At 69.7% G+C, this 18534-nt stretch carries 18 protein-coding genes and 1 tRNA gene; 8 read left to right on the top strand and 11 right to left on the bottom strand.

All coding sequences use genetic code 11. The features are described 5' to 3' along the window. Positions 1–1392: 1392 nt before the first annotated feature. The 5 genes from AB0A74_RS12770 to queC are packed head-to-tail and all read right to left on the bottom strand — an operon-like array spanning position 1393 to position 4400. The gene (locus tag AB0A74_RS12770) at positions 1393–1941 is read right to left on the bottom strand and encodes a VUT family protein (protein WP_358248948.1); all 549 of its coding nucleotides are present in this window, start codon (positions 1939–1941) and stop codon (positions 1393–1395) included. Next, complete coding sequence (locus AB0A74_RS12765; RefSeq protein ID WP_358248947.1) at positions 1941–2714, bottom strand: GTP cyclohydrolase I FolE2; 774 nt, start codon at positions 2712–2714, stop codon at positions 1941–1943. Before AB0A74_RS12765 ends, AB0A74_RS12770 begins: the two co-directional genes overlap by 1 nt. Beyond that, positions 2711–3067: a 6-carboxytetrahydropterin synthase QueD gene (gene queD / locus AB0A74_RS12760; RefSeq protein ID WP_358248946.1), complete on the bottom strand. Its 357-nt coding sequence runs from the start codon at positions 3065–3067 to the stop codon at positions 2711–2713. Before queD ends, AB0A74_RS12765 begins: the two co-directional genes overlap by 4 nt. Then, positions 3067–3702 (bottom strand): 7-carboxy-7-deazaguanine synthase, encoded by a 636-nt coding sequence (gene queE / locus AB0A74_RS12755; protein ID WP_358248945.1) that lies wholly within the window; start codon positions 3700–3702, stop codon positions 3067–3069. The genes queD and queE overlap by 1 nt, the downstream gene beginning before the upstream one ends. Beyond that, complete coding sequence (gene queC / locus AB0A74_RS12750) at positions 3699–4400, bottom strand: 7-cyano-7-deazaguanine synthase QueC (protein ID WP_358248944.1); 702 nt, start codon at positions 4398–4400, stop codon at positions 3699–3701. Before queC ends, queE begins: the two co-directional genes overlap by 4 nt. A 152-nt stretch (positions 4401–4552) precedes the next feature. Between queC and AB0A74_RS12745 the strand changes: the two genes are divergently transcribed. From AB0A74_RS12745 to dbpB (AB0A74_RS12730), 4 genes are read left to right on the top strand one after another with little or no spacing between them, the layout of a single operon-like run. Next, positions 4553–5410 carry a hypothetical protein gene (locus AB0A74_RS12745; protein ID WP_358248943.1) on the top strand — a complete coding sequence of 286 codons (858 nt, stop codon included), beginning with the start codon at positions 4553–4555 and terminating at the stop codon, positions 5408–5410. Continuing rightward, on the top strand, positions 5407–6528 hold the full coding sequence (gene dbpB, locus AB0A74_RS12740; protein WP_358248942.1) for a DGQHR domain-containing protein DpdB: 1122 nt from the start codon (positions 5407–5409) through the stop codon (positions 6526–6528). Before AB0A74_RS12745 ends, dbpB (AB0A74_RS12740) begins: the two co-directional genes overlap by 4 nt. After that, on the top strand, positions 6525–7748 hold the full coding sequence (dpdA, locus tag AB0A74_RS12735) for a tRNA-guanine transglycosylase DpdA (protein ID WP_358248941.1): 1224 nt from the start codon (positions 6525–6527) through the stop codon (positions 7746–7748). The genes dbpB (AB0A74_RS12740) and dpdA overlap by 4 nt, the downstream gene beginning before the upstream one ends. 40 nt (positions 7749–7788) lie before the next feature. Then, entirely contained in the window at positions 7789–8904 is a 1116-nt protein-coding gene (gene dbpB / locus AB0A74_RS12730; RefSeq protein ID WP_358248940.1) for a DGQHR domain-containing protein DpdB, read from the top strand. A gap of 128 nt (positions 8905–9032) precedes the next feature. On the opposite strand, the gene AB0A74_RS12725 is transcribed toward dbpB (AB0A74_RS12730), so the two are convergent. Both AB0A74_RS12725 and AB0A74_RS12720 read right to left on the bottom strand, forming a co-directional pair. Then, positions 9033–9371, bottom strand: a complete 339-nt coding sequence (locus AB0A74_RS12725) for a hypothetical protein (RefSeq protein ID WP_358248939.1) — start codon at positions 9369–9371, stop codon at positions 9033–9035. A 139-nt stretch (positions 9372–9510) separates the two neighbouring features. Next, positions 9511–9583, bottom strand: a tRNA-Ala gene (locus AB0A74_RS12720). On the opposite strand from AB0A74_RS12720, the gene AB0A74_RS12715 reads away from it, so the two are divergent. Continuing rightward, entirely contained in the window at positions 9557–11005 is a 1449-nt protein-coding gene (locus tag AB0A74_RS12715; RefSeq protein WP_358249012.1) for a phenylacetate--CoA ligase, read from the top strand. The genes AB0A74_RS12720 and AB0A74_RS12715 overlap by 27 nt on opposite strands. On the opposite strand, the gene AB0A74_RS12710 is transcribed toward AB0A74_RS12715, so the two are convergent. The 4 genes from AB0A74_RS12710 to AB0A74_RS12695 form a co-directional block, all read right to left on the bottom strand. Beyond that, positions 10986–11741, bottom strand: a complete 756-nt coding sequence (locus AB0A74_RS12710; RefSeq protein WP_358248938.1) for a thioredoxin domain-containing protein — start codon at positions 11739–11741, stop codon at positions 10986–10988. The genes AB0A74_RS12715 and AB0A74_RS12710 overlap by 20 nt on opposite strands. A gap of 66 nt (positions 11742–11807) precedes the next feature. Then, entirely contained in the window at positions 11808–13112 is a 1305-nt protein-coding gene (locus AB0A74_RS12705; RefSeq protein WP_358248937.1) for an MFS transporter, read from the bottom strand. Between the two features lie 60 nt (positions 13113–13172). Further along, positions 13173–13985, bottom strand: coding sequence for a GNAT family N-acetyltransferase (locus AB0A74_RS12700; protein WP_358248936.1), 813 nt, complete (start codon positions 13983–13985; stop codon positions 13173–13175). Positions 13986–14009: 24 nt separating this feature from the next. Further along, entirely contained in the window at positions 14010–15104 is a 1095-nt protein-coding gene (locus AB0A74_RS12695; RefSeq protein ID WP_358248935.1) for a glycosyltransferase, read from the bottom strand. A 27-nt stretch (positions 15105–15131) separates the two neighbouring features. On the opposite strand from AB0A74_RS12695, the gene hrpB reads away from it, so the two are divergent. Genes hrpB through AB0A74_RS12680 form a run of 3 tightly spaced genes read left to right on the top strand, consistent with a single transcriptional unit; the run spans position 15132 to position 18528 of the window. Further along, positions 15132–17450, top strand: coding sequence for an ATP-dependent helicase HrpB (hrpB, locus tag AB0A74_RS12690; protein ID WP_358248934.1), 2319 nt, complete (start codon positions 15132–15134; stop codon positions 17448–17450). Positions 17451–17503: 53 nt separating this feature from the next. Then, positions 17504–17926, top strand: coding sequence for a hypothetical protein (locus AB0A74_RS12685; protein WP_358248933.1), 423 nt, complete (start codon positions 17504–17506; stop codon positions 17924–17926). Next, positions 17923–18528, top strand: coding sequence for an alpha/beta hydrolase (locus AB0A74_RS12680; RefSeq protein ID WP_358248932.1), 606 nt, complete (start codon positions 17923–17925; stop codon positions 18526–18528). The genes AB0A74_RS12685 and AB0A74_RS12680 overlap by 4 nt, the downstream gene beginning before the upstream one ends. The last annotated feature ends 6 nt before the right edge of the window (positions 18529–18534 follow it).

Raw genomic sequence — 18534 nt, 5'->3', positions numbered from 1 at the left:
ACGAGCCTGGCAGCGGCCCACACCACGGGGCCATCCACCGGGCGGGGACGGGACCTGCACCAACGAGTGGTTCACAACCCGCCGACAACTGCACCGGGTGAACGAGCCCGCCCAACCTCCGGCACCACACCCCCACCACCCGGGTGACACGCCCAACCCCCAACCGGCCACAAAACCAATGACCGGCAGGTACACCAACCGACCCGACCCGGTGTCGCCCTGTCGGGCGAACCACTCAGCCAGTCAGGCCGGCCGTCGCGCGCGAGAACAGCGCTCCAACCCCCGCTCGACGCCCCCAGGCACTCGGCGAACCGCGATCGCACGCCTCAACGTCCCCTCGGCGACGGACCCCTGAGGCGATCTCCTGGTCAGACCCCGCGCCCACCACCCCAACACCTCCCACTCGCGCCCACCGAGCCCTCCCACCCCAGCGCGCCCTTTCATGCCGCCCCCACCACACACCACGCATGCCCTCGACCACCCGCTGCGCGATTCGCGGCGACAGGTAGGCGGCCTCGTCCGCCGCGACCCAACTCGCCCGCCGCACCAGACCGTCTGTCGTACCCCTGGTGGGACAATGCAGACGAGGGCCTGAGGCCGCCGCTCCCAGCGCCAAAGCCAGCCGGAGTCCGCCCACCAGCGCATTCACCTCCCCCGCCGTGCGCACGACCCGCACATCGACCTCATTCCCAGGGGCGTGCCGAGCGGCGTCGGTCAGCCCTCCTACACCACCCGGTGCACCGCATGCCCGACCAACTCCGGCAACTCCCCACCGCCGACGCCCACGACCCGGCCGCCACCCGCCGGTTCTCCTCGCTCATGTCGGAGCCAACTCCAACCCGCCGGCCCGCAACGCGATCAACGCCAGCCGGTGCCCTCAACGAGTCGTGCATGTCAGCGGCGATCCGAGCCCGCTCGCGCAACCGGCCCTGCTCAGCGACCCGCAACTTCAACACCACGAACACCGTCAAGCAAGCCAACGCTCCAGCCCACTCAACGACATCAACCACGATCAACCCGATGCATTCGCCAATGCCAGCGCTTTGATCTCAAATCAGACCCACAATTTCACTCCCACGCCCCGATCTCCCAACCCTCCAGAGACCTGGACGAAAGTCATCACCACAGTCGTCAGAGGGAGTCCGTTCAGCGTTCACCATCGGATAGGGCCGGCACCCGGCGGGCCGAGGAAATGGCGATCAATGAACTAGCGCACGCAGACAGCGTTGACGCCGCCGCTGACGCTCGGGTCTGAGCGAACAGCGGCGGCGTCGATGAAGATCCAGGGCGTCGAACGGAGTGAGTGCGCATTCCGCCGAGCCGGTCGGGCGACGACACGCCCGAGGACCGGATCCATCTGCCGCGACGTCCGATCAGGCGGTCATCCCGTGCTCAGTTCGCTCCCGTGCGAACTGTCGTACGTCCCAACAGGGCCAGCACCGCAACGGCCGCGACAGTCATCCACGCCTTACCGATGATCTGCCCGGGCAGGTACTCGAACGAGTTGAACGCCAACTTGAGGAAGAGCAGGCTGTCCGCGAGCAGACCGACGACGTTGGAGCCCACGACGGCGATGATGAGTCCACGCTTGCGCAACGGCTCGTAGATCGCGAAGTCCAGGCACTCAGCCAGCGCGAAGGCCGCAGCGGAAGCGGTCGCGAGCGCGGGGTCCGCCAACAAGTAGGACAACACCGTGCCGATGACGATCGCGGCCAGCACCGCGCCTCGGCCCGCACTTTCCCGGGCCAGGTCACGGAGCACCAGGGCGAGGCCGGCGAAGTACACCGCAGCGGGTGCGAGGTAGCCGAACCCCACCGGGACGACGCCGAAGCGGCTGACCACGAAGTTCGCCAACGGGATTGTGGCGATGTACGCGACGAGCAGCACGGCCCCACCGGGCGTGATCTTCCTCAACATGTCCTTGCCTTCGAGGTTCGGCATCAGCCGACGATGAACGCCACGGCGTCGTGGCTGTGGATGCTCTCAAGGTTGCGCACATGCACTTGGTGCGCGAGTCCACGAGCCCGGCACGCCAACGAGATGTCCCGGGCCATGTCTTCGACGAACACCGGGTGGTCGTACGCCTGCATCGTCAACGTCCGCTCGTCCACCCGCTTCACGAGCGGAACGACCGGAGCGGAGCCGCTGCCACGGATGATCTCGACCGCGTCCACCAAGGGCAAGGGGTACAGATCGTCCCCGTCACCGGTGACCGACAGGGTCACTTTGCTGCGCTGGTTGTGCGCGCCGTAGTCGGAGATGCTCTTCGAGCAGGGGCAGAGGCTGGTCACCTCGGACGTCACGGAGGTCGTGACCCGGCAGCCGCCGTCCTCCCAGGTGCCGGTCACAGCGATGTCGTGCACCGTCATCGACTCGAGCCCGCTCGTCGGAGCCGCGGTAGCGGTGACGATCGGCATGCTGAGAGTGATCGCGATCTGCGGCGCGTCCAGGTCGGCGGCTCCCGACTTCAGCGTCTGCGCCAGGTCACGCGGGTCGAAGACCCGCAGTCGATCGTGCACCAGCGCGACCATCCTGCTCATGTGCGTGCCGCGACGATCCGCCTGGAGGCGGACGGTGACCGAGACCTCGGCCACGCCGCGCTCGCTGATGACGCCGTCCTCGAACAGCACGGGGTAGCGCAACCCGGCGATACCCACCTGGTCGACCTCGACCTCGCGGGGGTCGTACTCCCCTTGGATGTCGTGCACGGTCACCGACCCCGGTAGGTGCACCCGGAGGTGCAGGTTTCGCGAACGGTCACGCTGGACAGCCCGGGCAGCCGCGGCAGCAGACGATCCCAGATCCACACCGCGAGGTTCTCGCTTGTGGGGTTCTCCAACCCGGGTACCTCGTTCAGGTAATGATGGTCGAGTTGCTCTTCGAGAGGCTTGAAGGCCGCCTTCACGTCACCAAAGTCCATCACCCAGCCCGCGGTCGGGTCGACCGACCCTTCGACGTGCACCGTCACGCGGTAAGAGTGACCGTGCAAGCGGGCGCACTTGTGCCCTTCCGGCACCTCGGGGAGGCGGTGCGCCGCTTCGAAGGTGAACTCACGGAAGATCTCCATCAACGAATCCCCAGGAACTTGTGGGTCTGCAACGACAACGACCAGCGCGGGTTCTTCATGCAGTACTCCACCGCCGCGCGCGTGTGGCTGTCCCGCTCCGCGTCATCGAGGGGTTGGAGCCGGAACGTCCGGAAGTCGAGGTGTTCGAACTGCGCGGGGTCGCCACCAAGCTGGGGGTAGACCAGTTTCAACTCGTCGCCCGCAGTCACCACCAACTCCGCTCCGATCTTCGGGCTGACGCAGAGCCAGTCCACGCCGACCGGCGGCACGCGAGTGCCGTTGGTTTCCACGGCGACCTCGAAACCTCGGTCGTGCAGAGCGGCGACCGCGGCATCGTCCAACTGGAGAAGCGGCTCTCCGCCGGTGCACACCACGAACCGGTGGTCCCGCGCCTCCGACGGCCATGCGCGCTCGACCGCTTCCGCTAGTTCATCGGCGGTCCCGAACCGGCCACCACCTGTGCCGTCGGTACCGACGAAATCGGTGTCGCAGAACTTGCAGATCGCCCGGTAGCGGTCCTTCTCCAGACCGGTCCACAGGTTGCAGCGCGAGAAGCGGCAGAACACGGCGGGTCGCCCGGCGTGTGTGCCTTCGCCCTGGAGCGTGTAGAAGATCTCCTTGATCAGGTAGGTCATGCGGTCGTGGTCCGGTACACGACGGGATCGCTGACGCCCGCTTCGGAGAAGCCCTTCAACCGGAGGAGGCAGGTGTCGCAGCGGCCACACGCCCGCCCCTGTTCGTCGGGGTCGTAGCAACTCGACGTGATCGAGTAGTCCACGCCCAACCGGAGACCTTCCCTGATGATGTCGGCCTTCGACATCTCGATCAGGGGGGAGTGCAGGCGGAGCCGACCCGTGCCCTCGATCCCCGCACGAGTCGCGAGGTTGGCCATCTCCTCGTAAGCCGCCATGTACTCGGGGCGGCAGTCCGGGTAACCGCTGTAGTCGACGGCCGTGACACCGGTGAAGATGTCTTTGGCCCCGCTGACCTCGGCGTAGGCGAGGGCGAACGAGAGGAAGATGGTGTTGCGCGCCGGCACGTAGGTGATCGGCACGCTGTCGGCAGCGACCTCGCCCACGTGGTCGTGCTTGGGAACCTCGATGTCGGAGGTGAGCGCCGAGCCGCCGAAGACCCGGAGGTCGATGTCGACGATCACGTGCCCCGCCGCGCCGAGGCTCTTGGCGACGCGCTCGGCGGCTTCGAGTTCCACGCTGTGCCGTTGGCCGTAGCGGAAACTCAGCGCGTACGGCTCGAAGCCCTGGTCCTTCGCGATTGCGAGCACCGTGGTGGAATCGAGACCGCCGCTCAGCAGTACGATCGCCGGTTGTGCCATCGACGTATCCCTTCAATTGACGGTTCGCCACCGAAGATCCTAGCCCAGTAACTGGACAGACGAGTAAACCGCACTGCGGTCGAGTTAGCTCTCGAGGGAGCCCGCGAGGCGTGAGACAACTATCCGTGGTTGTGACCTGCACGGACCGTAAGATGTTCGATCCGTTGCCCGCCCTCCGCGCTGGTTCCCTTCCCGACGGCGCGGTCGCCGATCGACTGGAAGCGTGGGGCGAGCGCCTGCGCTCCGCTGAGGAGCGCGTTCCGCTCATCAAGCTGTACAAGGGCGAGCAGTGGGTGCAGGCTGCGGCTGTGCTCCGGGCAGCCGAGAACGCCGGGTTCGAACCCGATCTGTGGGTGGCTTCAGCCGGACTCGGCCTCCAACCAGCGAAAAGGAGCTTCCCCGCGTACGCGGCGACGTTCAGCCCCGGCAGCCCGGACACGGTCGCAGCCGCCCCTGTCGATCGGCGACTGTGGTGGAAAGGGCTCCGGAAGCACGTGCGCGGGTCGCGTGTCGAAGCGCTGGGCCGCGACCGGCCGGTCCTGCTCATCCTCTCCGAGGTCTACGGGAGCGTGCTCAAACCCGAACTCGGGGAGCTCGGCGCCAACGGCCACGGGGTCCTCCTCATCGGGGGTACGGCCGACGACGGTGCGATCGCCGGCGTGCACCACGTCCCGGCGAACGGCGCTCTGCGCAAGGCTCTGGGAGGTACCCTCACGGGGCTGAACGCGCGGATGGCCGCCACCTGGCTCGCTCAGTGCGAGAACGGGGACCTGATGTCCCCGCGCACGAGCCGGTCCTGGGAACGTTGGGTGAAACGGTCGGCGCAACCGGAACGGTTCAACCGCGCGCCGATGACCGACGCGGATGTCAAGGAGTACATCCGCAAGTCGGTGGCGAAGCAACCCGACGTCTCCCGAACGAAGTTGCACCGGCAGCTTCGGGAGAGCGGCAGGGCGTGTGAGCAGGGGAGGTTCGCCAACCTCTACGCCGAAACGATGGGAGAGCGGTGAACCTCAAGCGCAGGGCCTTGAAGGTCCACCAGCACCCGACCATCCCGCTCTACATCTTCACCCTCGCCGCCGAGGAGGTCGCGCAGATCGCCGATGTGGCGCGCATCTCCAGGGACGAGGCCGGTCGCCTGCTCGGGTACCAGCGCCCGGAGAAGAAGCAACACGTGCAGCAGATCCTGGAGTACCTCGACAGCGACGAGGTACTGTTCCCCAACGGGTTGATCATGGCCCTGCCGAACTCCGTGCGCTTCCGCTCCAGCCCCGGACCGAGCGCCTCGGACGGCCTCGCCACCAGTGGAACGCTCGAGATCCCGATGGCGCAGAACGACGACGAACCGCGACCCGCGTGGATCGTCGACGGTCAGCAGCGCAGCCTGGCCTTGGCGCGCACCAAGAAGAACCGGCTCCCGGTCACCGTCGCGGGGTTCGTGGCGGAGGACATCGCCACCCAGCGCGACCAGTTCCTCCGGGTCAACACGGTTTCCCCGCTGCCGGCGAACCTCGTGTCGGAACTGCTGCCCGAAGTGGGCACCCCGCTGCCGGCGAAGCTGTCGGCGAGGAAACTGCCCTCAGCCCTGGTCACCATGCTGAACCAGGACAGCGACTCGCCGTTCCGCGGTCTGATAAAGCGTCCGTCGACCAGCCCCGAGCACCGGGGTACGGCGGTCGTGACGGACAACAGCCTCGCTTCCGCCGTGGAAGAGTCGCTCAACTCGTCAGCCGGTGTGCTGTTCCTCTACCGCAACCTGTCCAACAGCACGATCGACACCGCAGCCATCCGCAAGATCCTGATCTCCTACTGGACCGCCGTCCAGCAGACCTTCCCGGACGCGTGGGGTCTCCCGCCGACGAAGAGCAGGCTGATGCACGGCGTCGGGATCAGGGCGATGGGCCGACTCATGGACAAGGTCGTCCCCAACGTCAACATCGAGGCTTCGGACGTCGTCGACCAGATGCGCCGGGAGTTGGCGCACGTGGCCGACCAGTGCCACTGGACCAAGGGCCGATGGAGCGACCTGAACATCGCGTGGAACGAACTTCAGAACACACCACGGCACATCAGCGTGCTGTCGAACTTCATCATCCGCGTGTACGTCAGGTCGAGGAACGCGTCGTGAAATTCTACTTCCCGGACAGCCAGGACCTGGTGAGTCCCACTTACGACTTCATCAACGACGAGTACCTGCCCACCCGGGTCCGCCAACGCGACGACGTCTACGCGCACGAAGTGGCGAAGCCCTCGCCGTACGACGGCATCCTCGTCAGCAAGGCGATCGTGGACGGCTCGATGAAGGGCTCCGGCAAGTACGCCGCACCGCAACGAGCCAGGCTCTACCGCCTCGGTGTCCGCAAGTTCTTCAGGTTGCCGGCCAAGATGGCGAGCCTGGGTGACTGCGGTGCCTTCAACTACGTCGATGAAGAGCACCCTCCTTACACCGTCGACGAAGTGCTCGACTTCTACGAGGAGTGCGAGTTCGACGCCGGTGTGAGCATCGACCACGTCATCTTCGGCTACATGCCCGGTGCGGGTGAGTCCGACGTGGATAACGCCTGGGTGAAGCGGCGGCACATCTCACTGGAGTTGGCCGAGAAGTTCTACGCCGCGGTGCAGGAACGCGACAGTCCGGTCGAGCCGGTCGGTGCGGCACAGGGCTGGAGCCCCGCCAGCTATGCGGACAGCGTGGCTCGCTTGCAGAACATCGGTTACCGGCGAATCGCTCTCGGTGGCATGGTGCCCCTGAAGACGCACGAGATCCTCGCCTGCCTTGAGGAGATCTCCCCGCTCCTGTTGCCCGACACCCAACTCCACCTGCTCGGCATCACCCGGGTGGACAGCATGGAGCGCTTCGCGGAGCACGGTGTGACCAGCTTCGACAGCACGTCCGCGTTCCGACAGGCCTTCATGGACGACCGGAACAACTACCACACGGCGGACGGCGCTTACACCGCTGTGCGCGTGCCCCAGGTCGACGGGAACCCGGCCCTGAAGAGGGCCATCCTGTCCGGGGCGATCTCCCAACGGGACGCCATCGCCGCCGAACGGGCTTGCCTGGCTGCTTTGCGCGGTTACGACAAGGGCACCGTCGAACTGGACGAGGTCATGACCGCCCTGGCGACCTACGAGGAACTCGTCCTCGGCAGCACGCCGACCAAGAAGAGCTACCTCACCCACTACCGCAGGACGTTGGAGGCCCGCCCCTGGAAGTCCTGCCCGTGCGCGCTGTGCAAGGAGCACGGCATCGAGATCGCGATCTTCCGCGGCACAGAGCGCAACAAACGGCGTGGGTTCCACAACCTGACCGTGCTGGAGGCGAAAATGCGCACACTGGCCACCTGAGCGGCTCCCGACGAGATGGTCCCCTGAACTAGGAGAGAAAGTGGCTGATAGGTACACCCTGCGACTCCCTGCCCTGGAGGTCCGGCAGGGGCGTCGGCGGATCTACTGCTTCGCCGTCGACGGGAAGAAGCTGCACAGCTTCGCAGCGGTGTCGCGCATCCGCCGTGACGACGGCGAACAGCTGCACGGCTACCAGCGTCCGGAAGTGCTCAGCCACATCCGCGGCATCCGCAAGTACCTCGAGTCCGACGGCGCGATGCTGCCCAACGCGATCGTCATCGCGTTCAACGACCGAGTCGAGTTCGTCCCGTCGCTCATGGTCCCGACCGACACCGTCGAGTACTCGGTGCCGGGCGAACTGGTCATCGAGGTGGACGAAAGCCTCTCCGAGGCCGAGAAGCCCGCTTGGCTGGTCGACGGCCAGCAGCGGACGGCGGCGATCCGCGACGCGGATCTCGCGGAGTTCCCCGTGGCGGTGGTCGGGTTCATGGCCGATTCCGAGGAGGAACAGCGCTCGCAGTTCATCCTGGTCAACTCCACGAAGGCGCTACCTAAGGGGTTGATCCACGAACTGCTCCCCGACACGACCGGTCACCTTCCCGACTCGTACGTGCGGCGTCGGTTGCCGGCGCAGTTGATGACCCGGTTGAACGGCAGCAAGCGCAGCCCGTTCTACCGCATCATCGCGTCACCGACCGCTCCCAACGGCTACATCAAGGACAACAGCGTCCTGAAGATGGTCGAGCACAGCCTCTTCGAAGGTGCTCTCTACCAGTACCGCAACCCCGTGGACGGCTCGGGCGACGTCGAACGGATGCTGACGCACCTGATCGGGTTCTGGTCGGTCGTGCGCGACGTGTTTCCCGAAGAGTGGAGCAAGCCCCCACGCAACTCGCGACTGACGCACGGCGTCGGCATCCAGTCACTCGGCTTCGTCATGGACACGCTGACGGAGGGCGTGCCCGCCGAGGGCGTCAAGACGCCGGAGCTGCGGGCAGCACTGGAGAGCTTGCGCCCCCACGTGGCCTGGACGTCCGGTACGTGGAAGTTCTCCGACGGCGAGGACCGACGTTGGAACAACCTCCAGAACACCCCCAACGACGTTCGCCAGCTGACGTCGCACCTCTTGAAGCTGCTGCGCAAGCGCAAGCGGTGACCTGACGACGCTGCTCCTCCCGTGTGCGGCGAAGCTTCATCGGGAGGAGCGGCGAGTCGCCGACCTCGCAGAGGACGCAAGGGCAAGCCGAAGCCCGCGCTTCGGCACCGGCGACGGACAACGCCCGTTCAGCCGTAGAAGACCTGGTCTCCACGCGCCGTGTGGAACTCCACACGCATCCCGACCGCCGCTGCCAACCGCCCAGCGAGCCGCCAACCACGCGCGTGCCACGCCGCGGTCGTCACCTCGTCAGGGAAGCCGGACCCGGCCGGGTCGTCCGGGTCGTACACGGCTTGGAACTGCCCATCCCAGGCGTCGATGTCCGCAGCGAGGTCGCTGGGCACTCCGAAATCGCTCGCCAACCGTTCGGTCGAGCAGCTCACCGGGACAGGATTCCCGTCCTCGACCACCCACAGCGGGTCCGTGCCCCATTCAGGTGCCAGCCGCACCAAAATCACCTTGGCCATCGCCCCACACCCGGGCCGTCCGGATCCGCTCACCGGCGGCCGGCGAGCCTGACCGTCGACCACTGCCACAAGAACAAGAAGGGGCGGAGCCCGGCTTACCGGAACCCGCCCCGAATGGAGTTCTTGCATTCAATTCTTGTGGAGCTGAGGGGACTCGAACCCCTGACCCTCACACTGCCAGTGTGATGCGCTACCAGCTGCGCCACAGCCCCGTGTTGCTCACGTTCCCGGCGGTTTGGGCTGCCGTTCTCGTGTGGCAATACCGTACAACATGCGCCCTCCTGGATGGAAATCGGGGGTACCCCTGGCGCGTTTTGGCTGCTAAACCGGGGTGCATGGGTGCTGTCGCGTTGGTGGAGCCGGACGCTGAGGGTGTGCGGCCCGAGGTTCGGCGTGGGGTGCAGGAGCGGCGGTTGCGGGGGCTGGTTGGGCGGTTGTTGCGGGGTGGTGGGGTGCAAGGGGCTCGGTTGCGGGACGTCGGGGTGGAGGGTGTGGGGGATGTCTCGTTGGGAGAGCTTTGGCGGTTGCCCTTTGTGACCAAGCAGGATCTTTGGGATCACTACCCCGACGGGTTGAGGACTGACGAGCCGATCGTGTGCATCCACGGGTCGTCCGGGACTGGTGGGCGGCCGACCCTGGTGCCTTACTCCGCTCATGACGTGGATGTCTGGGCCTCGGTGATGGCTCGGGCGTTGGGAGGCGCCGGGGCTACGCGGGGGAGTCTTGTCCACAACGCGTACGGGTACGGGTTGTTCACCGGCGGGCTGGGGGTGCATCACGGTGCGATGCGGCTTGGGGCCACTGTGTTGCCGTTGTCCGGTGGGATGACCGAGCGGCAGGTGCGGATGGTCGCCGACTTGCGGCCGGATGTGTTGTGTTGCACGCCGTCCTACGCGATCCACCTCGGGGAGGCGTTGCGGCGGAGTGGGGTTGAGTCCTCGTTCAAGGTCGGCGTGTTCGGGGCGGAGCCTTGGACCGAGGGGATGCGGGGGCAGATCGAGGAGTTGCTCGGGATCCGGGCGCTCGACATCTACGGGTTGAGCGAGATCATCGGGCCCGGGGTGGCGTGCGAGTCCCTTGATTCAGAAGGGATGTTGAACGTTGCCGAGGACCACTTCCTCGTCGAGGCGATCGACGGGGAAGGACGGCCGGTGCCGGACGGGACGCCGGGGGAACTGGTCTTCACCACGCTCACCAAGACCGGGATGCCGTTGCTGCGCTACCGGACCGGGGACATCGCCACCCTCGCGCCACCCGTCCCGGACAGCCCCCGCACGCTGCGTCGGATGAGCAAGGTGTTGGGGCGCCGGGACGACATGCTCGTCATCCGCGGCGTCAACGTGTTCCCCACCGAGATCGAAGCCGTGCTGCTGGCCGACGAACGGGTCAGCCCGCACTACCTGATCGTCGAGGATCGCCGTGCCCGCCCGGAACTCTGGGTCGTCGTGGAGGCGGACGAGGCGGTGCGGGACGACCTGACCAAGGCGCTCAGGGAACGGCTCGGGCTCACGTGCCGAGTGGTCGTGGCGCGGGCAGGCACGGTGCCGCGCACGGAGACGGGCAAGGCGCGGCGGCTCGTCCGGTGGACCGAGGGCGAGCCGCCGGTGCCGGGCCTCACCCCACCAGCTTCTTGATCCAGTTCTCGTCGCCCACGTCCACGGCCTGGCCGTTGTGCGCCACGCTCGGCGTGCCCTTGAAGAACGGCTGCGCGCGGGCCGCGTCCAGCTCCGCCTGGGCGTCCTTCTCGAACGCGCCGCCGTCGACGCACGGCTTGAACTTGTCCGCGGCCAGCCCCAGGTCGGTCCCGACCTTCACCAGCTCGTCCTTGGTGTAGCCGGGGCCGCCCTCCTCGGGCTGCGCCGCGAACAGGGCCTCGTGGAACTCCCAGAACTTGCCCTGGTCGGCCGCGCACAGCGACGCGTTGGCCGAGTCGCGCGAGTAGCCCTCCGGCTTGGACAGGCGCACCAGGTACGGCAGCGCGTGGTAGCGCACCCGCAGGGTGCCCGCCTCGATCGCCTGCTTGATCTCGGCGCCGTAGATCTTCTTGAACTGCCCGCACGCCGGGCACAGGAAGTCCTCGTACAGGTCGATGGTGGCCTTCGCGGTGTCCTTGCCCACCACGACGACGCCGCCTTCGCGCGCGATCGGCGCGTTGACGCCCGCCACGTCGGTGGGTGGCTTGAGGGAGTCGGAGGAGGACTTGGAGGTCCAGATCACCCCGCCGATGACCGCCACGGCGAGCACCGCGACCACGACGACGCCGATGACGACCTTGTTCCGGTCGCCGCTCGACCCGCGTGCCGAGGCCACCGCCTTGACCGCCCGCTGCTCCTGCTTCTTCTTCCGAGCGTTGCGCTCAGCGCCACCCACGTCACTGCCCTCCCGGTCAACCGCGCCACGCAGGCTACCGAGACATGCTGAGTGGAACCTGAGTGCTCACGCGTCCGGTTGACGCGGCCGGCCCGCCAGGCGCTCGCCGGTGGGCACCTCGGGACCCTCGTCGATGCGCCCGCACTCGTTGGCCACGACCTCCGCGACGTGCTCGGACGGCTCGCGCGGCAGGGTCTCCGGCGCGAACAGCCAGAACACCAGCGCCACGATCATGGTGGCCCCCGTCAGGGTGAACGCCGCGCTGTAGGACACGTGGTCGACCAGGAGACCGGCCAGCAGCGGGCCGATGATCGCGCCGCAGTCGCCGACCATCTGGAACGCGGCCAGCACCGGGCCACCCTTGGCCTTCGCGCCGATGACGTCGGCCACCACCGCGTTCTGCGGCGGGTTGAGCAGACCCGCGCCGATGCCCGAGAGCAGGGACGCGGCCATGAACATCGGCACGTCCGTGGTGAACCCGAGCCAGATCGTGCCCGCGGCGGACACCGCCAGGCCGACGATCGCGACCGGCTTGCGCCCGATGCTGTCCGACAGCTTCCCGGACACCATGAGCACGGCCGCGTTGCCGGCGGCGAACACCGACAGCGAGATGCCCGCCACCGCCGGGCTGCCGTACAGCGCCTCCACCACGAACAGCGGCACCAGCGAGATCCGCACGCCGAACACCGCCCAGGCGTTGGCGAACCCGGACGCGAGCGTCGCGCGGTAGGCCGGTGAACCCAGGGCCTGGCCCACGGTCATCGTGGCCTGCGGCGCGGAGTCGAGCGCGGCCAGCGTGGACCGGCGCAGGAACCACCACACCACCAGCGCCGCGAGGATCAGCGCGACCGCGTAGACCACGAACGGGACGCGGATGGAGATCTCCGCCAGTCCCGCGCCGACGATCGGCCCGGCGATGTTGCCCAGCAGGAACCCGGTCGCCCACAGCCCGGACGCGCGCCCCCGCAGCGGGGCCGGCGTGATGCGGATGAGCAGGCCCACGGCGGCCACGGTGAACATGGTCGAGCCGACGCCCGCGAAGGACCGGAACACCAGCAGCTGCCAGTACGCGGTGGCGAAGCCGCAGGCGGCCGTGCCGAGGGCCACGATGAGGATGCCCCACACGTAGATCTTCGTCTCGCCGAACCGGGTCACCAGCCGGCCGCTCAACGGCGCGAACAGCAGCCGGACCAGGGCGAACGCGCTGACGATCGCGGAGACCGCGGTGGTGCCGACGTCGAAGCCCTTGGCGTAGGCGGGCAGGACGGGCGCGACGATGCCGAAGCCGATCGCGATGATGAAGCTCGCCGCGACGAGCACCCACACCTCGCTGGGCAGCCGGGGCTTGGACTTGATCTCGATCCCCGGCACTGGGCACCCTCCCGATCTCCGTTAGCTGTGCTAAGGATATGCGAAGGGTCAAACAAATACTCAATCCAACAATTCGTCGACTCTGCGTGCATAAGCGGTTACGGGATAGCCACCACCGAACCCGCACGCCTCCGCGAACCGCTCCCCCGCGCCGCCCTCCGCCACGTGCGCGGCGACCAGCAACGCCCCCAGCTCGCGCAACGCCGCCACGGACGCGCCGACCAGCGCGGACCCGACGCCGCGCCGCCGCCGGGCGGGCCGCACCACGACGTGCTCGACCAGCCCCACCCCGCGGTCGGCGAACCCGCTCGCGAACCCGGCCAGCCGGTCGCCGTCGTCCACCGCGAGGAACACGCACCGCGGGTCGTCCTGCCGCTGCGCGAGGTGCTTGGCCAGCCGCACGGGTTCCGCGCCCAGGTCGTCGGCGAGCAGCGCGGCCATGCCGTCCAGGTCCGCGTCGACGGCCCGCCGCACCGAGGGCGCGAAGTCCGCCCGACCCCGGTGCACGACCGCCAGCGCCTCCTCGACCGCGTACCAGCCGGCGTCGTCCGCGATGCCCTCGATCTCGGCGACCGTGGTGGGCGACGCGTACACCACCGCCTCCGCCCGACCCACGTCCGCAAACGTTTGCTCAAGCTGCATCAACGTGCCCGCGACCTCGGCGGACGACCCGTCCAGCGCGCACGCGTGGTTGCCCAGCGGCAGCGGGTTGTCCGGGTTGACCACGACCTGCGCGCAACCCACGCGGCCGACCCGGCCGTACCGGACGGCGCCGGACGCGAGCCGCGCCGCCTCCACCAGACCGGCCAGCTCGCGGGCGCGGTAGGGGTCGAGCAGTTCGGGGTCGTCGGGATCTCTCAGCGGGTCAACCACGAACCCCAGCCTGGCACGGACGGGTCAGTCGCGTACGTCACGGCCCTTCCAGGTCGCACCGCCGCGCAGCGACCGCCACGCCGTGTCCAGCGCCAACACGCCCAGCGCGACCGCCCCGAAGGGCGCGAGAACGGCCGCCGACCGGGGCTGGCCGACGCGCCGGAAGTACGCCCAGTGCGCCAACGCCTGCGCCAGCCACGCCACCGCGCCCGGCTTCGAGCCGCGCAACGTCGTGACGATCGGCGCCACCCCGTACGCGATGTGCGCCACGCCCATCGCGCCCAGCACCAGGAACGCCGTGGCGGGTCCCCGTTCGGCCACGCCGGCGGCGAGGCTCTTGCGCATCGACCGGTAGGTGGCCCCGAACGTGGCCAGCCCGGACGTGGTCAGGGTGCCGCCGCCGTCCACGTACCGCGTCCGCCCGCCGGCGTCGCGCACGAGCGTGGCGAAGTCGATGTCGTCGCTGCGCGACCCGGCCACGGCCCGCCACCCGCCGGCCCGTTCGCACGCCTCGCGCCGGACCAGGATGCAGTGCCCGATGGCCAGCGCCTTGCCGCGCGTGCCGTCCACCGAGGCGGACTCGAACAACAGCGCGTTGACCGGCGGGAGCAGCAGCCACCAACCGGCGTTCGCGGTGGTGGACCGGCCGGCCGTGGACACCAGGTCCACGCCCCCGGTCGTGGCCGCCGCGACCAGCCGGCCCACGAGGTCGGGGGTGGCCTCGGTGTCCGCGTCCACGAACAGCAGCCAGTCGGACCGGGCGTCGGCGGTGCCCACGTGCAGCGCGTGCACCTTGCCCGCCCACCCGGACGGCGGCCCGTCGCTGCGCACCAACTCCACGCGCGGGTCGTCCTCGGCGTGCCGGCGCACGATGTCGGCGGTGCCGTCGGTGGACGCGTCGTCCACCACCACGATCCGCAGGTCGTCGTAGTCCTGCTTGCGCAGGCCGGTGAGGCACCGGTCGATGGTCGCCGCCTCGTCGCGCGCGGGCACGACCACGGTGACCGAGCCGTCCTCGACGGCCTCGCGCGGCAACTCCCGCACCTGCCGCCACGTGCTGATCGTCCGCACCGCGCGGGCCAGGGTCACCGTCGCGCCAAGGACACCCCATTTCGACATGGGCCCACATTGGCACACTGGCACACCGTGGAGCTGCCGATCACCGGGGTTTTGGACGAGCTGGTGCGCACTTTGGACGCGCACGGCACCACGGTGCTGGTCGCGCCACCGGGCACGGGCAAGACGACCCTGGTGCCGCTGGCGCTCAAGGGACGCGTGGTCGTCGCCGAACCGCGCCGCATCGCCGCCCGCGCCGCCGCCGCCCGGATGGCGAGCCTGCTCGGCGAACCCGTCGGCCGGACCGTCGGGTACTCGGTGCGCGGCGACCGCAGGACCTCCCGCGACACGCGGATCGAGGTGGTGACGTCCGGGTTGCTGGTGCGGCGGTTGCAGCACGACCCCGAGCTTTCCGGCGTGGACACCGTGCTGCTGGACGAGTGCCACGAGCGGCACCTGGACGCGGACCTGCTGCTGGCGCTCCTGCTCGACGCGCGGGCCGGGCTGCGACCGGACCTCAAGCTGCTCGCGACGTCGGCGACGGTGGCGGCGGACCGGTTGGCCGGGCTGCTCGGGGACGCGCCCGTGCTGCGCGTGACGGCCGCGACCCACCCGGTGGAGACGGCGTACGCGCCACCGCTGCGGGGTGAGCGGATCGAGGCGTGCGTGGCGCGGGCGGTCCGGCGTGCACTGTCCGAAGTGGATGGTGACGTGCTGGCGTTCCTGCCGGGTGTGGCGGAGATCCGGCGGTGCACGGCGTTGCTGGACGGCGTGGACGTGGTCCCGCTGCACGGCCGGCTCGGGTCGGCGGTGCAGGACGCGGCGCTGCGGCCGGGAGCGCGGCGGCGGGTCGTGCTGGCGACGGCGATCGCGGAGTCGAGCCTGACCGTGCCGGGCGTGCGGGCGGTGGTGGACTCGGGGCTGGCGCGCGTGCCGCGGGTGGACCACCGGCGGGGCCTCGCGGGGTTGGCGACCGTGCGGGTGAGCGCGGCCGTGGCCGACCAGCGCGCGGGCCGGGCGGGCCGCGAGGCGGCGGGCCGGGTGTACCGGTGCTGGCCGGAGCACGAGCACAGCACCCTGCCGCGCTACCCGGAGCCGGAGATCCGCACCGCCGACCTGACCCGGTTGGCGCTGGAGCTGGCGTGCTGGGGCGTGCCGTCCGGCGAGGGCCTGGCCTGGTGGGACGCCCCGCCGCCGGGAGCCCTGGACGCCGGCCGCGCGGTCCTGCGCGCCCTGGGAGCCCTCGACCACGACCGGATCACCGAGCGCGGGAGGCGGATGGCGGACCTGGGCCTGCACCCCCGGCTGGCGCGCGCCCTGCTCGACGGCGCGGCCCTGGTCGGCGCACGGACGGCGGCCGAGGTGGTGGCCGTGCTGGACGACGACCGCGCCGCCGCGAGCGTCGAACTGTCCACGCGCGACGCCGACCCGCGCGAAGCCCGCCGCCTCGCCGCGCTGGTGGACGACCCGGGCACCCGACCGACCGAGGACGCCGTGGCCCTGGTGGTCGCGCTCGCGTACCCGGAGCGGTTGGCGCGCAGGCGTTCGCCCGGTTCGCCGGTCTACCTGATGGCGGGCGGGACCGCGGCGGAACTGCCGGAAGGCGCGTTGAGCGGTGCCGAGTGGCTCGCCGTGGCGGTCGCCGACCGGGAGCCGGGGCGCAGCCACGGGCGGATCCGGCTCGCCGCGCGGGCGTCCGAGGAGCTGGCCCGCCGCGCCGCGCCGACGCTGCTGGTCGAGGAGGACGACGTCCGCTGGGACGGTGACGTCGTCGCCGAACGGGTCACGAAGCTGGGCGCGATCACGTTGTCCGGCAAGCCCTTGAACGACCCGGAAGCCACCCGGACGGCCCTCCTCGCGGGCCTGCGCGCGGAGGGGTTGGGGCTGCTGCGCTGGTCCGCCGACGCGACCCGGACCCGGGAGCGGCTGGCGTTCCTGCACCGCGTCCTGGGCGAGCCGTGGCCGGACCCGACCGACGACGCCGTGCTCGCCGTGCTGGACCCGGGCCCGGCCCGCCGCCGCGCGGACCTGGCGAAGCTCGACGCCGAGCGGGCGGTCCGGGCGTTGCTGCCGTGGCCCGCGGCGGCGCGGTTCGACGAGCTGGCGCCGGACCGGCTCGAAGTCCCGTCCGGGTCGAGGATCCGGGTGGACTACTCGGGTCCCGAGCCGGTGCTGCCGGTCAAGGTGCAGGAGGTGTTCGGCTGGACCGACACCCCGCGACTCGCGGACGGCCGGGCCCCGGTCGTGCTGCACCTGCTGTCCCCGGCGGGCCGGCCCACGGCGGTGACCGGCGACCTGGCGTCGTTCTGGCGCACCGGCTACCCGCGGGTCCGCGCCGAGCTGCGGGGCCGCTACCCGAAGCACCGCTGGCCCGAGGACCCCTTCACCGCCGCTCCCGCCCGCCGCTGACTACTTGACGACGGCCGTCAAGTACTTGACGATGGGCGTCAAGGAGGTGGGCCATGCTCGCGGACCAGATCGCCACGGTCATCCGCACCCGTCTGCTCGACCCGGTCGAGATCCTCTTCGGCGACGCCGCCGACCTGCCCGACCGGGTGGACGACCTGGCCCGGCGGCTGGCCGCGGTCGTCGAGGGTGACGACCACCAGGCGGCCGTGCACGCGCTCGCCCGCCTGGTCGGCGCGCTGTACCCGGGCGACGGCCCCTTCGACCCGCCCGCGCGGTGGTGGGGCACCCCGTTGGGTCGCGCCGTGGCCAGGCGCGTCGGCCACCCGGCCGCGCGGACGGTGTCGTACTCCGTCGCGGGCGCGATGTTGGGCGTCACCAAGCAGGGCGTCCACGACCTCGTGCGCCGCGGGAAGTTGACCCGGGACGCCGACGGCGGCGTCACCACGGACTCGGTGAGAGCGAGGTTGAACGCATGAAGGTCTTGGCGTTGCACGGGGCCGGCGGGTCGCCGTCGGACTGGGACCCGGTGGTCGAGGACCTGCGAGGGGAGCACGAGGTCGTCGCGTTACCCCTGGAAGGGCCGTGGGACTGGGAGTCCGTCCTGGACCGCGTCGAGCCGCATGCCACCGACAACCCGGCGGTGCTCGGCGCGTCCCTGGGCGGCATGGTCGCCGCGCTGTGGGGTCGGCGGCACCCGGAGTGCCCGGCCGTGATCGACATCGACGGGCACGGCGTCCCCACGCAGCCGCAACGGCACGTCGATCCCGACCTGGCGGCCATCGCGGACCTGCGCGAGCGGTTCAAGCGGTACGGGCAGCCGGAACTGCAACGGGCCATGGAGGAGCTGGACTGCTTCGAGGTCTTCCGGGACGTCCGCTGCCCGATGCTGCTGGCCGTCGCCACCAAGCCGTTCGACGGGCAATCGCTCTTCGAGTCCTACCAGCGCGGCCTCGAACGGGACCTGAAGACCCTGCCGCCGAACATCACCGTCGAGCGGTACGACGACACGCACGCCGTGCTGGCGACCAACCACCGACTCGTCGCGGCCCTTGTGAAAGAGTTTCTGGTCAACCGCTAACCTCGG

This window comes from Saccharothrix sp. NPDC042600, assembly GCF_040647305.1.
Taxonomy (GTDB): domain Bacteria; phylum Actinomycetota; class Actinomycetes; order Mycobacteriales; family Pseudonocardiaceae; genus Actinosynnema; species Actinosynnema mutabilis.
This window is presented reverse-complemented; position numbering and strand designations above follow the sequence as displayed.

Bases quoted from the DNA above. Each gene is read 5' to 3' on its own strand.
- AB0A74_RS12770 (WP_358248948.1), bottom strand. From the start codon at position 1,941: ATGCCGAACCTCGAAGGCAAGGACATGTTGAGGAAGATCACGCCCGGT.
- queD (WP_358248946.1), bottom strand. From the start codon at position 3,067: ATGGAGATCTTCCGTGAGTTCACCTTCGAAGCGGCGCACCGCCTCCCC.
- queE (WP_358248945.1), bottom strand. From the start codon at position 3,702: ATGACCTACCTGATCAAGGAGATCTTCTACACGCTCCAGGGCGAAGGC.
- queC (WP_358248944.1), bottom strand. From the start codon at position 4,400: ATGGCACAACCGGCGATCGTACTGCTGAGCGGCGGTCTCGATTCCACC.
- AB0A74_RS12745 (WP_358248943.1), top strand. From the start codon at position 4,553: ATGTTCGATCCGTTGCCCGCCCTCCGCGCTGGTTCCCTTCCCGACGGC.
- AB0A74_RS12725 (WP_358248939.1), bottom strand. From the start codon at position 9,371: ATGGCCAAGGTGATTTTGGTGCGGCTGGCACCTGAATGGGGCACGGAC.
- AB0A74_RS12715 (WP_358249012.1), top strand. From the start codon at position 9,557: ATGCGCTACCAGCTGCGCCACAGCCCCGTGTTGCTCACGTTCCCGGCG.
- AB0A74_RS12695 (WP_358248935.1), bottom strand. From the start codon at position 15,104: ATGTCGAAATGGGGTGTCCTTGGCGCGACGGTGACCCTGGCCCGCGCG.
- AB0A74_RS12685 (WP_358248933.1), top strand. From the start codon at position 17,504: ATGCTCGCGGACCAGATCGCCACGGTCATCCGCACCCGTCTGCTCGAC.
- AB0A74_RS12680 (WP_358248932.1), top strand. From the start codon at position 17,923: ATGAAGGTCTTGGCGTTGCACGGGGCCGGCGGGTCGCCGTCGGACTGG.